At 50.4% G+C, this 12107-nt stretch carries 13 protein-coding genes and 1 pseudogene; 6 read left to right on the top strand and 8 right to left on the bottom strand.

Annotation, left to right across the window (positions count from 1 at the left end):
- Positions 1 to 206: 206 nt before the first annotated feature.
- Positions 207 to 731, top strand: a complete 525-nt coding sequence (locus K7H08_RS05725; RefSeq protein WP_038482396.1) for a helix-turn-helix domain-containing protein — start codon at positions 207 to 209, stop codon at positions 729 to 731.
- A gap of 23 nt (positions 732 to 754) precedes the next feature.
- On the opposite strand, the gene K7H08_RS05720 is transcribed toward K7H08_RS05725, so the two are convergent.
- The gene (locus K7H08_RS05720) at positions 755 to 1336 is read right to left on the bottom strand and encodes a hypothetical protein (RefSeq protein ID WP_231657433.1); all 582 of its coding nucleotides are present in this window, start codon (positions 1334 to 1336) and stop codon (positions 755 to 757) included.
- A 328-nt stretch (positions 1337 to 1664) separates the two neighbouring features.
- Between K7H08_RS05720 and dusA the strand changes: the two genes are divergently transcribed.
- A complete protein-coding gene (dusA, locus tag K7H08_RS05715; protein ID WP_231657432.1) occupies positions 1665 to 2693 on the top strand; it encodes a tRNA dihydrouridine(20/20a) synthase DusA in 1029 nt (342 codons plus the stop codon).
- A 62-nt stretch (positions 2694 to 2755) separates the two neighbouring features.
- On the opposite strand, the pseudogene K7H08_RS05710 reads toward dusA, so the two are convergent.
- The 5 genes and pseudogenes from K7H08_RS05710 to K7H08_RS05690 form a co-directional block, all read right to left on the bottom strand.
- Positions 2756 to 2863 (bottom strand): annotated as a pseudogene (locus K7H08_RS05710) (catalase); the annotation flags it as partial.
- 16 nt (positions 2864 to 2879) lie between these two features.
- A complete protein-coding gene (locus tag K7H08_RS05705; protein ID WP_038482390.1) occupies positions 2880 to 3248 on the bottom strand; it encodes a hypothetical protein in 369 nt (122 codons plus the stop codon).
- A 75-nt stretch (positions 3249 to 3323) separates the two neighbouring features.
- Complete coding sequence (locus K7H08_RS05700) at positions 3324 to 4991, bottom strand: phosphoethanolamine transferase (RefSeq protein WP_231657431.1); 1668 nt, start codon at positions 4989 to 4991, stop codon at positions 3324 to 3326.
- 24 nt (positions 4992 to 5015) lie between these two features.
- Positions 5016 to 5702 (bottom strand): phosphatase PAP2 family protein, encoded by a 687-nt coding sequence (locus K7H08_RS05695; protein WP_231657430.1) that lies wholly within the window; start codon positions 5700 to 5702, stop codon positions 5016 to 5018.
- Positions 5684 to 6061, bottom strand: coding sequence for a diacylglycerol kinase (locus tag K7H08_RS05690; RefSeq protein ID WP_231657429.1), 378 nt, complete (start codon positions 6059 to 6061; stop codon positions 5684 to 5686). The genes K7H08_RS05695 and K7H08_RS05690 overlap by 19 nt, the downstream gene beginning before the upstream one ends.
- Positions 6062 to 6307: 246 nt before the next feature.
- Here K7H08_RS05690 and K7H08_RS05685 point away from each other — a divergent pair, with 246 nt between their 5' ends.
- The gene (locus K7H08_RS05685) at positions 6308 to 6970 is read left to right on the top strand and encodes a response regulator (protein ID WP_198348457.1); all 663 of its coding nucleotides are present in this window, start codon (positions 6308 to 6310) and stop codon (positions 6968 to 6970) included.
- A complete protein-coding gene (locus tag K7H08_RS05680; protein WP_231657428.1) occupies positions 6967 to 8379 on the top strand; it encodes an ATP-binding protein in 1413 nt (470 codons plus the stop codon). Before K7H08_RS05685 ends, K7H08_RS05680 begins: the two co-directional genes overlap by 4 nt.
- A 71-nt stretch (positions 8380 to 8450) precedes the next feature.
- Here K7H08_RS05680 and K7H08_RS05675 read toward each other — a convergent pair whose 3' ends face one another.
- Positions 8451 to 9482: a succinylglutamate desuccinylase/aspartoacylase family protein gene (locus tag K7H08_RS05675; RefSeq protein WP_038482376.1), complete on the bottom strand. Its 1032-nt coding sequence runs from the start codon at positions 9480 to 9482 to the stop codon at positions 8451 to 8453.
- A gap of 209 nt (positions 9483 to 9691) precedes the next feature.
- Here K7H08_RS05675 and K7H08_RS05670 point away from each other — a divergent pair, with 209 nt between their 5' ends.
- Entirely contained in the window at positions 9692 to 10303 is a 612-nt protein-coding gene (locus K7H08_RS05670; RefSeq protein WP_038482373.1) for a TetR family transcriptional regulator, read from the top strand.
- Positions 10304 to 10365: 62 nt separating this feature from the next.
- Entirely contained in the window at positions 10366 to 11298 is a 933-nt protein-coding gene (locus tag K7H08_RS05665) for an alpha/beta fold hydrolase (protein ID WP_198348459.1), read from the top strand.
- Positions 11299 to 11308: 10 nt separating this feature from the next.
- On the opposite strand, the gene K7H08_RS05660 is transcribed toward K7H08_RS05665, so the two are convergent.
- Positions 11309 to 11983 (bottom strand): hypothetical protein, encoded by a 675-nt coding sequence (locus K7H08_RS05660; protein ID WP_120387284.1) that lies wholly within the window; start codon positions 11981 to 11983, stop codon positions 11309 to 11311.
- Positions 11984 to 12107: the final 124 nt, after the last annotated feature.

The following is a 12107-nucleotide window of genomic DNA, read 5'->3' as shown; positions in this document are numbered from 1 at the left end:
GTTTGACTTAAAAGCGTCTGATCAAAAGTTGGAAGCTCACTGATAGGAAGATGCGCGTTAAAGCACAATCGCTTAGTATGGCGCAGCCCCTATGATTCGTGTCCATACTTGAGAGCGCCTCGCGATTTTTAGTATGCACAGAGCGCCGCCGAATAGGGTGGAAGTACACTCAACGAGCTTGTTTAGCTCATCGATAGGAAAATGAAATGGAATCGCTAGGCTCACGTATAAAGCAACTGCGGCTTCGGGCCAAGCTCAACAAAGCTGCCCTCGCACGTAAAGTAGGCGTATCAGATGTCACCATTTCTTACTGGGAATCCGGTGCGATCAAACAAATCGGCCACGAACGCCTTGTTGCGCTCGCTGATGCCCTTGATTGCTCTTTGGCAACCCTGCTAGAAGGTGACAGCGCCGCCCCTCTGTTGACCCTGACACATACTGGCCCCCTCCCCTGGGAACAGGTTCAGGCAACTATGATGACGGTGCCGCATCATCTGCCGCTAAAGATTGACTGGAAAGCTCCCTGCATAATGGCAACTCCCGGCCAAGAAACGGATTTCTCACCGGTGTCAGCAGGCGACTTAGTGCTATTAGGCCCTACCCATGTGTTTCACAAAGCTGGTCATTATCTGATCCAGCAAGAACAAGGTTATGTTATTGAGCATTTTGCTAAAGCGCCCAGTGACACCACCATACATGCGGTACTGCTAGCACACTGGTCTCCTGCCTAAAGCATTTTTATCTCCCCCACGTCCTACATTTCTTCAACTACGTCCACCTGGTCGCGCGTACGTCTTGGTTCACTGCCCACTAAGAAACTGCGCGAGTAGGTGGCAACCTGCCCTAATCCATGGCGAGTTTGACTAACCAGCTCGCCAGCCAAGTGCTCCCCTTCACTTCCAATGCGCGCCTGAACCACTTCTGGCTGCACAGATGCTACTGAAAGCTGGACCTGCACAATATATCGTCCATCCGGTAAGCCACTGCCAGAACCAAAGGGGCCAGCATTAAACCGCCCTTGTAAAACACTGGTACGCTCCTGCCAACGCACTCGGCTTATCTCACGCTCAATAGTTACCTGAATAAGAGCGCCATCCGGCAGGTTGGTTTCGCCTTCTACCATTAAACGACGATCAGAGCGCAGAGAGGCCCTAGCCGAAATGGCTACAACGAGAGGATCGACCACCTCTTGTGGTTCGGCGCTTTGCTGTGGGCTAGGCATTTCAACGACCGACTCAGGCGGATCTGAGGGTGACTCCTCCTCCTGACCGCCACAGCCAGCCAGCAGCAGCACGCTCACCAACACTAAACTGATACCACCTAGTGTCTTATGCATAGAGACTCCTCAACAACGAAATATCAGCTTACCACTGCCTAGCCCTCATCACATTGAATTAGACCGCAAAAGAAGCAAAGTGCTGCAGGGCTCACAGGGGTTATTTCATTGACAAACGAAACTAATTTCGTTTTGTAGATTCAATACCTACGCGCCGGACTTTGAACAAGCGACATCTTCCACCTTTGCCGGCCTCTACCTTCACAATTAAGCAGCGCCTACTTTGTACTCAAACCCGCTTTTTGCGTACAATCGCTCGCCAATGACTCCCCCGCTGTTAAGCAACCACGACTGGCTTATACCGCATCGAATGATGCAAGTGATTGATATGACTAAAGCAAGCCCAGCAGACGCTGCTCGTCTGTTTTCTGTGGCCCCCATGATGGATTGGACAACCCGCGATTACCGCGCGTTTGCACGCACGTTAACCAAGCGGACATTGCTGTACACCGAGATGGTGACCACTGGTGCCATTTTGCATGGAACGCCCCGTGAGCGCTTTTTAGGCTATAGCGATGTTGAGCATCCGATAGCGTTGCAACTGGGTGGCAGCGATGCGGGAGAGCTGGCCGAGTGTGCAGCCATTGCCGAGGCGTGGGGGTACGACGAGGTCAATCTGAATGTCGGCTGCCCCAGCGACCGAGTGCAGAACAATATGATTGGCGCTTGCTTGATGGGCTACCCTGAAAAAGTGGCAGAGGCGGTGAAAGCTATGCAGGCGGCAGTGTCGATTCCGGTCACGGTGAAGTGCCGTATCGGGATTGACGATCAGGATGAAGATGCTGACTTGGCGCGGTTTATTGAGATCGTAGCGAATGTCGGTTGCGACGTCTTTACCATTCATGCGCGCAAGGCATGGCTGCAGGGTTTGTCGCCTAAGCAAAACCGGGATGTACCGCCCCTTAACTACCCCCGCGTGTATCGTCTGAAACAGAGCCACCCAGAGCTGCATATTGGCATTAATGGGGGGATTAAAACCCTTGCCGAGTGCAAAGCCCAGCTTGAGCACGTAGACAGTGTGATGGTGGGCCGCGAGGCGTATCAGAACCCGTGGCTACTCGCCGGGGTCGATGAGCAGCTGTTTGGTGAAGTGGGGCCAGCGCGCACGCGCTTGGAAGCGGCTAACGCATTTCGCCCGTATATTCAGCAGCGGTTAGATGAAGGGGCCAAGCTGAATCACATAACCCGCCATTTGCTGGGGTTATTTCAGGGCTGTCCCGGTGGCAGACGCTTCCGTCGCCACCTGTCTGAGCACGCGCACAAAGAGGACGCGGGCCTGCGGCTTTTCGATGAAGCGCTTAGCTTAGTTCGCGAACCCGAAACAGAGACCCAGGAAGCACTACAACCCGCGACCTAATTCGGCTTACATGTTAATACGTCGCCTAGCGACTTGGGCGCGCTAGGCGTAAAACGCCGCTATGGATTGCGGCCGGGCGACAGCTTACCAACGTCGATTGATGGGTAATCTTTATGGGACCAGACCTTGGTTAAATCGAAGGGGTTGATGCGGTATTTTTTGGCATCATCACGCATATTAATCGTGCTAACCCAATAAATATAAAATTATTACTGTTCCAACCCCAGCAGCTCCTAATGCACCGAGAGCATCTATTAAATCATTTCCAACAATTTTCAATACATTTACATAATAATAGCGTCTAATTAACTGAGATATACCGTTCGACGTTACACTGAATATGGCAATGGTGGTCTCGATTTTTTCTATTCCCATTAACCACAGTAGCGTCGCTAGCAAAGTAATTAAAACAACGCTAGCTCTAAAGGAAAGCCATTTAGCAGAATTAATAGATGTATTGCCACCGTCTACCAAGCCCTCCGCTGTTGCCATTTTCTTGGGTAGAAGCCGTCTCCAAAAACCTTGGTTAGAGTCCAATAGATGCGATAAAACCATGTGCATACACCAGAATAGTTGAGCGGAGTGAAAAACAGCTTGCCATGTAATACTTAACGATCACTTAAACATTCATTAATTGGTGCGGCTCTGGCACAGTTGGCTAATATCTTCTGCCTGCTGGTAAACGTCCGTTGCTATGTCTAGCAAACCCAGTACGCTGTGAAATAAGTTATCGTGCGAGGCGGCTTGATCAGAGATTTGTCGTAGGCAGTCCGTATCAAGCCCTTGCTGCTGTGAAAATGAGCTGGACAGCCACCAAACCATAGGCACATGCGTCTGTTCGTCAGGGGCAATGGCGTAGGGAATACCGTGCAAATAAAGCCCTTTTTCGCCCAGTGACTCACCATGATCAGAGAGATAGACCATTGCTGTTGCGTATTCATCCTGATGCTTTAGCGTCTCAATCACCTGATCCAACACAGTGTCGGTATATAGAATGGCATTGTCGTAGCTGTTGGTAATGGCATCTCTTGAGCACTTGGCTAAATCAGCGGTAGTACAAGCGGGAACAAAACGTTCGTAGTCATCAGGGTAGCGTTGGTAATAGCTGGGGCCATGGTTGCCTAGCTGGTGCAGCACGACCACCTGATCAGCTGAGGTACCGCTAATTTGCGTGGTTAAAGCTTGAACCAGTGCCTCATCCAAGCATCGCCCATCTTGACACAAAGACGCATAGTCCTCTGGCGCAAGCGCTTTTGTCGTCACTCCCTCGCAGACGCCTTTACAGCCTGACTGGTTATCAAGCCAGGTGACCTCTAAACCGGCGTGGGCTAATACGTCCAGCAACGATTCATGTTCCTGTGCATAAGATTTAGCGTAATCGGCACGCCCCGGTAATGAAAACATGCAGGGTAATGAGACTGCTGTGCTTGTACCACATGAGGAAACATCTGAAAAATTGATAACGTCAGGCTGCTGGGCAAGCTTAGGTGTGGTTTGGCGTTCATAACCATTTAACCCCCAGTTCGACGCCCGTACCGTTTCGCCCACCACAATGACGAGTAGTGTAGGTTTGTCGCCCACTTGCGAACTGATACGGGCGTCCTCCCCCACAGGAGAACGCACCGTATTCGCGGTAGCGTGTTGGCTGGAAAGAGCCTGCGCCATCGAAACAATATAATTACCAGGGGTCACCAAGTAGCGAAGCTCTTTATTGTTGCGCATGAGTGACGACAACTCTTGATAAGATAAGAAGATCGCCAACAGCAATATAGCAGTGCTGGCAAGACAATAAGCCGAGCGACGTAATATTGCTTTCTTCCAGGTTGAAGGTGTTACTTTAACTCGCCAAATCATGACGGTAGGCAAACCAAAAAAGATCGCCAAATGAATCAGCAAACCAACTGTGAGCAGTTCCTGTGCTTCGTTAGTGTCCGTTTGAAGCACATTTTCTAGCATGGAGGTATCAAAATAGGTGCCGTAGTAACTGGTAAAGTAACTAACGAAGGCGGCAATTAGAAACAGCAAGATTAATAAGGGTTTTACCAGCATTCGAAAAGCAAGGCTAACGAAGACCAAATAGTTAAGACAGGTCATCACCAAAAACATATTGACAAAGGTTAGCCACGTTTTGGCGGCAAAAGGGTCATAGCCAGCAAAGGCTTGTTGCCAAAAAGGGACATTGTAAAAAACACTGAAGATGACAACGGCCCATAAGACAAGCTGCTCCGTGCTTAATGCGGGACGATAATGCCAAACGGTGTCAAAGGTTTTTGAAGGCAATGATAGCAAAGAGGACATCGAAAGGATCTCTGTATGAAAAGATTAATGAACGCTTGGGCGTAATAAAAATCTTGAAAGAACAAAACTTACGGTCCAACAAATCATGACGGTCCAGAGGTCATGGGAGAGAAAGTGCGCCCCGCGAAACTGTTGAGTGATTCCAAACGTAAGGCCAAGCCCTAAACCCAGTGCGAGCCCTGCCCATCGCCATTGGGGCCGTATGGCGGCAAAAAAGAAGTAGCAGGCTATCCACGTATATCCTGCGCTGGCATGCCCGGCGGGAAAGCAGGCGGACGCTGGCATTGAGGAAGGCCGCATGTTGAACAAGCCAATAAAGTCACGTGCTCCACCATAGCGAACTAAATCCCAAGGGCATTCCATGCTCACCAGGTGTTTAATAGTTGCTACAAGTAACGCTGAAAGAAGCGTTGTGGAAAAAAGATAAAAAAGTGGCGTGCGATACGCTTTAAGACAAGTAACCGTGGTGCTTAGTATCAATAGTAGGAGTGTGGCTAACCCCATAGCCAAGCTTAGCCATTTACCGCCTTTATGAACGATATCTTGGGTAAGATAGATATCTTTCCATGCCCAAGCATTACCCTGAAGGCGATAGATAAAATCAGTTATCGTGAAGTCTATATTTAAAGCACTAAAAACCGACATGACGATTAGAAACAAAATCCATGCGCATGCTACTGGTTTGATAACATTTAGTTGATCAGTACGCATAGCCATACACCCATCATCATAAAAATGGTCATCATGACGGCGGCAGCTCCCATGTCTTTAGCACGCCCGCTAAGTTCGTTATTTTCTAGTCCGATACGGTCAATCGTGTTTTCTATGGCGGAGTTAATGAGTTCCACTATCACTACAAGGGTGAGTGAAGAAAACAACAACGCTTTTTCTACAGAAGTGGCATTAACAAAAAATATAACAGGGTAGAGAATGAGACAGAGCATCACCTCTTGTCTAAAGGCAGATTCATTTACCCAGCAAGCTTTTATACCCGACACTGCATTTATAGAGGCGCGAAAGATGCGTTTAACACCCGTGCCATTGCGTTTTGGTGTAGTTGAGATAGGCAAGACAGTACACTCGATAACGTAATAGTAGCGTCACTATAAAGTGCAAAACTTAACGAACAGTTATGCCGTTAATTCAGTCGCTAGAACATAAGTGGTCATCACTGTGTGGTGGTGCTACCCACTGCATTGGCTGGCTTACTGGTTGAATTCAGATGAGTGTGCTATTTGGAATAGTAAGTTACCGTATTTAAGAAAAGCTTAAGTTTTGGTAGCGAAGATAGCAGCTTGTCGATTGAGGGGATCAGCATGCGCGCACTGCTAATAGAAGATGACCCCTTGCTTGGGGATGGCATTAAGACGGCCCTAGAGCGTGAGGGCTACACGGTCGATTGGTTTATGCTTGGCCGCGAGGCAATCAGCGCTATCGACAGCGATACCTTCAGTGTGATTATTTTGGATCTTGGCCTGCCCGATATGGACGGTATGCAGGTACTGCGTTTACTCCGACAGCAATCTACTCTACCTATTCTGATTTTGACGGCTCGTGATGCGATGGAAGACCGTATTGGCGGTTTAGATGCGGGAGCGGATGACTATGTGCTCAAGCCGTTTAATTTGCAGGAGCTACTCGCCCGTTTGCGGGTCGTAATGCGGCGCGCTGAGGGGCGAGCCTCGCAAATATTAACGCTGGGTGCACTGAGCATTGATGAAGCTCGTCATACAGTGAGTTGGCGGGGCAAAGACGTAAAATTGGGTCGACGCGAGTATGCCTTATTGCTAGAGCTAGCTAGACACCCGGACAGGGTGCTATCTCGCCCTCGTTTAGAAAGTTTGCTGTACGGCTGGGGCGAAGAAGTAGAGTCCAATACGGTGGAGGTTCACATTCATCATCTGCGTAAAAAGCTTGAAAAGCATTTGATTATTAACGTGCGCGGGATTGGCTACCGGCTGGATAGCCAGGCGCAATGAGATCGATACGGCATTATCTGCTTCGCACGCTAGCCATTACCATGGTTGTCGCCGGGGGTGTTGCGGTTACCGCGGCTTATTTAATTACCGATCACGAGCTAGAGGAAATTCTCGATACACAGCTCAGTCTGCATAGCCGGATTGTGTCTAGCCAGCTCGATCCCAACGCGACCATTGACGACTATGCTCGCCTGGCTTCGCGTATGGGCCTTCCTGAACATCCAGCTCAACTATATCGCGACGGTAACCCAGTGCCCGTGAGTAGCTCTGAATCAGATCCCAAGCTTTATCATGAGGAAGAGCTTAAATTAGTCCTGGGTTTTTGGAATGCCGATGGCTCACCCAAGCTGCTAGGAGGCAAATGGAGTGATGCAGGCCCCTTCCCTGCGCCTTTAAAAGAGGGTTTTCGCTGGGAAAGCTACGACGGGCATCGTTGGCGAGTTTTCAGCATGTTCGATGTTGCCAGCGATACCTGGATTAGCATGGGGCTGCGAGGTTCGTTTCATGATGCAGTGGTGGAGCGCATTACCTGGAACAATTTGTTGCCGATGCTCCTGTTGCTGCCACTCCTGCTTTGGCTGATGAGTCGTATTATCCAGCGGGGTATTGCCCCCATCCAAGCGCTTTCCAGGCAGGTACAAGGCCGCTCCGCCCACGACCTGCGTAAAATTGATCATTCGGTTCCTCAAGAGCTTAAAGGGTTACGCCAATCGCTAAACGACTTTATCACTCGGTTGAAAGAAACCTTAGAACGCGAGCGGCGCTTTACTGCAGATGCAGCCCATGAGTTACGCACACCCTTGGCGGCGCTGAGAATCCACTTAGATAATGCGCAGGCAGGCGGAGAGCAATCATTACAAAAGGCTTATGTCGGGGTTGAACGGCTTCAGCGGGTGGTAGAACAACTGCTTATTTTGGCTCGATTGGACCAAGTTGCCATAACCTCAACGGCCACTATCGACCTCTATCCGATTATTGCTGAATTGGTAGCCGAGCTGTGGCCACTCGCTGAAGAGCGTCATCAGCACTTGAGGCTAATAGGCTTAACCCAGCTGGAGGTTCGTGCCGACGCAATTGAGGTAGGAATTCTCTTTCGCAACCTACTGGATAACGCCCTACGCTATACGCCGAAAGGCGGTCAAGTGGAGGTAGAATTAGCGCTTTGGGAGGGGTTGCCTCAACTCACAGTGAGAGACACGGGCCCCGGACTCCCCGAAGCACTTTTGGATAAAGTCACTGAGCGCTTTAGGCGCGCTGCTGGCCAGGGTACCACCGGTAGCGGATTGGGTTTATCGATTGTCTCGGAGTTGGCTCAGCGCCAAAAAGCACGCCTTACGCTTAGTAATCGCACGCCCAACGGGCTAGCGGCAAGTGTGACGTGGGAGCAAAACCAACATCAAGATAGTTAATTAGCTTCAACACAGTGATTGTCACCAACTCCAAACACTAAGTAATACGCACCACGCACTAAAGCCGAGTATCAATACATCGCATCAGGCTGAGGCGTCAGGCTTGATTGAAAATTCTCAATCGCCGTCTCAGCTTCTTCAATCTCATCAAAGCGGGCAATGTGATAAAGCGCTTCACCTTCGTTCGCTAGTGGCAGACGGCTCATACCAATAACAATGCCGTCGGCCATAGAAAGCACCTCACCTTCATCATTGCCGAAGGGATCTGCCACTTTACCGAGCACCTCGCCTTTTGCTACCCGAGCGCCCAGGCGCACCTTGGGGCGCAAAATGCCGTCGATAGGCGCCCTCGCCCAGCTGGAACCATTGGCAAGTTCAGCAGGCATTGGCGAGCGGCGACGCTGCTCGCCCGCCAGCATGCCTAAACGGCGCATCACGCGTAAAACACCACGCACGCCGGGGGCAATTGCCCACTCATCAAAACGTAGCGCCTCACCGGCTTCATAAGTAAGCACCGGAATGCCACGATTTTGAGCATAGTGGCGCAAGCTACCTTCGCGAAGCTCTGCATTGAGTACCACGGGGGCACCAAACGCATCGGCCATGCGCTCGGTTTCACTGCCTGGCTGTAACTGAGCACGAATTTGTGGAAGATTAGTGCGATGAATAGCACCGGTATGCAAGTCGATAATATGCGTGGCATGATCGACAATTTCATCGCGAAATAGCGCCGCAATGCGCCCACCTAACGAGCCCTTTTCACTGCCCGGAAAACAACGGTTCAAATCGCGGCGGTCTGGCAAATAGCGCGTTTGCTGTAAAAAACCGAAGACATTGACGACGGGCACAGCAATTAACGTGCCACGCAAGCTATTGATTGCCTTGGAACGCAGCAAGCGACGAACAATCTCGACCCCATTAATTTCATCGCCATGAATCCCACCGCACACCAGCATGACCGGACCATCTTTACGCCCATGCACGACTTCAACCGGAATATGCAGCTGCGTGTGGGTATATAGGCGTGCCACAGGCACATCAATTTGTAAGCGTTGGCCAGGCATTACAGTGCGCCCAGCCAGGGTAAAAGGTGCTCGCGCCATGCTGAAAATCCTATAGCGTGCCTAATAACGGTTTCGTTTCGAAACGGCGTTTCCAAATAAATCTTATACGCTTTTTACTGACAAATGACGAATTTGTTAATCCACGTTATGAGCTAAAGTAATTAACCATACAGTTTTGAATGTAAAAAGTGGTGCACATAAGATAAAATGGGCTTATCACGTGTCAATTACTGAGGTTACGTTTTTATATGGCAAGAAAAACCAAAGCGGAGGCTGCTGCAACTCGCGAAGCGCTGTTGGATGCGGCTGAAGAGGTGTTTTTCGCAAAAGGCGTAGCTCGCACATCGCTGGAGCAAATTGCTCGTCACGCCAACCTGACGCGCGGTGCTGTTTATTGGCATTTTAAAAATAAAGGCGACCTTTTTATGGCGCTAGTGGAGCGTGTGCGTATGCCCTTCCAGTCGCTAATGGAAGAGGTAAACAACGCCGACCCGACTATCTCACCACTAACTGCCATACAACTTGCCTGCCATGCCGGCTTAAACCGCATGGAGCAGCCGTCCCACCAACGCATTTTATCGATTCTGCTGCATCGCTGTGAATTCTTTAGCGATATCAACCCGATTCAGATGCAGGACGAGATCGCAGACGAGTGTTTTGATGAAATGCTGTCGGTATTTCAACTGGCCCAACAGCAGCAGTTGCTACGCGATGATTTAACCCCCGAGGTGGCAACGCGTCTTATGCAGGCGGCACTGGGTGGCTTGTTTCATGATTGGTTACGAAACCCAGAATCGTTTTCATTGCGCGAACGCGGCGGTGAGATCATCGATACATTGATCACCATGATGAAGCGCTAACCATCTCGCTGCGATGCAGCAATACACCTATACTGAGCAGATTGTCAGCATAGGATAATTTTATGGATGCATTGGAATTTGTTCGTATCCGCGAACTTGATATCGCTGTGCGCATTTGGAATCCCGACGCACCCCGCACGCTGATAGCATGGCATGGCCTTGCGCGCCACGGCGGTGATTTCGAAGCCCTAGCCCATCAGTTGGGCAGCGAATGGCGTATTCTTGCACCAGACACGCCTGGTCGCGGCCTTTCCAGCTGGTCACTGTTCCCTGCCCACGATTATCTCTACAGCCACTACATGACCGTGGCGATAGGCGTGCTAGATCATTTTCAATTAAAGCAGGTCGACTGGCTGGGCACTTCCATGGGCGGGCTATTGGGCATGCTGCTGGCTGCTGACAAAACACATCAACATCGGATTTCTAGGCTTATCCTGAACGATGTTGGGCCTGAGTTGAATAAAGACGGCCTAATCGCGCTCTCCAGTTATTTCAGCCTAACCCACCGCTTTACGAGCTTTGTAGACCTACAAAAAGAGCTGACACAGCACTATGCAAGCTTTGGAATTACCACTGATGATGAATGGCGAGCGCTGGCATTGGGAAGCGCTCGGCGACTACCTGATGGTAGCTGGACCTATCACTTCGACCCCCGTATTGGCGAGCAATTCATCCATGACACACCGCGAGACACATGGGCAGATTGGGCGAACGTTCACTGCCCTGTGATGGTGATTCGGGGTGCCGAATCAACGTTACTGGATGCCGAAACGCTGCCACGTATGAAAGAGGTGCAACCCGGTTTAGTTACTTTCACCGCCTCAGGCTGTGGCCATGCTCCTATGCTGAATCAACCCGAGCAAGTAACACCACTCCGTCAATTTCTCGACACGCCACTAAGCGCCTTCCCCCGCAGTAAACCAACAAGCGCCACCGCTACATTGAACCCTATTGGCCAGTGGCTCGTTAAGCAATGGCGGCGCCTATTTGGCTAGACAACACTCGCTAGGTGGAATAGCCATTTGAATGGTGCTTGCGGTGCAAGCGCAGCTTATTCACGCGAACCCGCGTATCGAGATATTGTTGCTCAAGCACACTGCGGTACGCGCCTTCGTTGGCAAGATATTTCACAAGCACCCGGCGCTCGCCAGCTTGCGGGCAGTCTCCCGCTTTGCAATGCAATTTAACGGCGCTGCTGGGTTCGTTTTCCAGCTGAGCAGATGCGTATTCATCATTTTGACGTTCTGAGACAACGACCGTAGCGCCCAATAAACAGCGGCGATTGAATGGCTGATAGCGATGAAGCGCACGCTGTAATGAATGGCACACCGCTGCCGCAACTGGCGACGCAACTGCAAATGAGACCCACAGCACAAGCACGCCAACAGGCACCCTCAACATACCCAGCGATAACCAGCGGAGGGCTAGTAGCTCAATAGCCAGCGAAATAGCACCCGCAAAAAGTACTAAGAGGCTTAATGCAAGCGTAGCAGGCACACCTGCAAAGCCCAGTGATACCAGCGTGCTGGCCATATGATCGTCGCGTAGGCTATCGCGCTCAAATAGCTCCAACGGTGCAAGCCTGATTAACACTAGCAGCCAGTAGAGCGCTATCAAAGCCAACAAGAAGGTAAAGACAATCGTTGGAAATTGCAGTAAGGCGGAAACAAGTGATTGCATCATGGCGTGTTCTCCTCCAGACGAAGCCTGGTGATGTTTTCGCTTGACGTTATATTTATTAGCACAAGCTAAAAACAGGGTCTCTTTTAGCGTAGACCACCTTACGCGTTTATGTGTTTAGCTA

It is taken from the genome of Halomonas sp. IOP_6 (assembly GCF_021151565.1).
Classification (GTDB): domain Bacteria; phylum Pseudomonadota; class Gammaproteobacteria; order Pseudomonadales; family Halomonadaceae; genus Vreelandella; species Vreelandella alkaliphila.
This window is presented reverse-complemented; position numbering and strand designations above follow the sequence as displayed.

Excerpts from the sequence above, each read along its gene's own strand:
- K7H08_RS05725 (WP_038482396.1), top strand. The coding sequence starts at position 207 with ATGGAATCGCTAGGCTCACGTATAAAGCAACTGCGGCTTCGGGCCAAG.
- K7H08_RS05720 (WP_231657433.1), bottom strand. The coding sequence starts at position 1,336 with ATGCATAAGACACTAGGTGGTATCAGTTTAGTGTTGGTGAGCGTGCTG.
- dusA (WP_231657432.1), top strand. The coding sequence starts at position 1,665 with ATGACTAAAGCAAGCCCAGCAGACGCTGCTCGTCTGTTTTCTGTGGCC.
- K7H08_RS05705 (WP_038482390.1), bottom strand. The coding sequence starts at position 3,248 with ATGGTTTTATCGCATCTATTGGACTCTAACCAAGGTTTTTGGAGACGG.
- K7H08_RS05700 (WP_231657431.1), bottom strand. The coding sequence starts at position 4,991 with ATGTCCTCTTTGCTATCATTGCCTTCAAAAACCTTTGACACCGTTTGG.
- K7H08_RS05695 (WP_231657430.1), bottom strand. The coding sequence starts at position 5,702 with ATGCGTACTGATCAACTAAATGTTATCAAACCAGTAGCATGCGCATGG.
- K7H08_RS05685 (WP_198348457.1), top strand. The coding sequence starts at position 6,308 with ATGCGCGCACTGCTAATAGAAGATGACCCCTTGCTTGGGGATGGCATT.
- K7H08_RS05680 (WP_231657428.1), top strand. The coding sequence starts at position 6,967 with ATGAGATCGATACGGCATTATCTGCTTCGCACGCTAGCCATTACCATG.
- K7H08_RS05675 (WP_038482376.1), bottom strand. The coding sequence starts at position 9,482 with ATGGCGCGAGCACCTTTTACCCTGGCTGGGCGCACTGTAATGCCTGGC.
- K7H08_RS05670 (WP_038482373.1), top strand. The coding sequence starts at position 9,692 with ATGGCAAGAAAAACCAAAGCGGAGGCTGCTGCAACTCGCGAAGCGCTG.
- K7H08_RS05665 (WP_198348459.1), top strand. The coding sequence starts at position 10,366 with ATGGATGCATTGGAATTTGTTCGTATCCGCGAACTTGATATCGCTGTG.
- K7H08_RS05660 (WP_120387284.1), bottom strand. The coding sequence starts at position 11,983 with ATGCAATCACTTGTTTCCGCCTTACTGCAATTTCCAACGATTGTCTTT.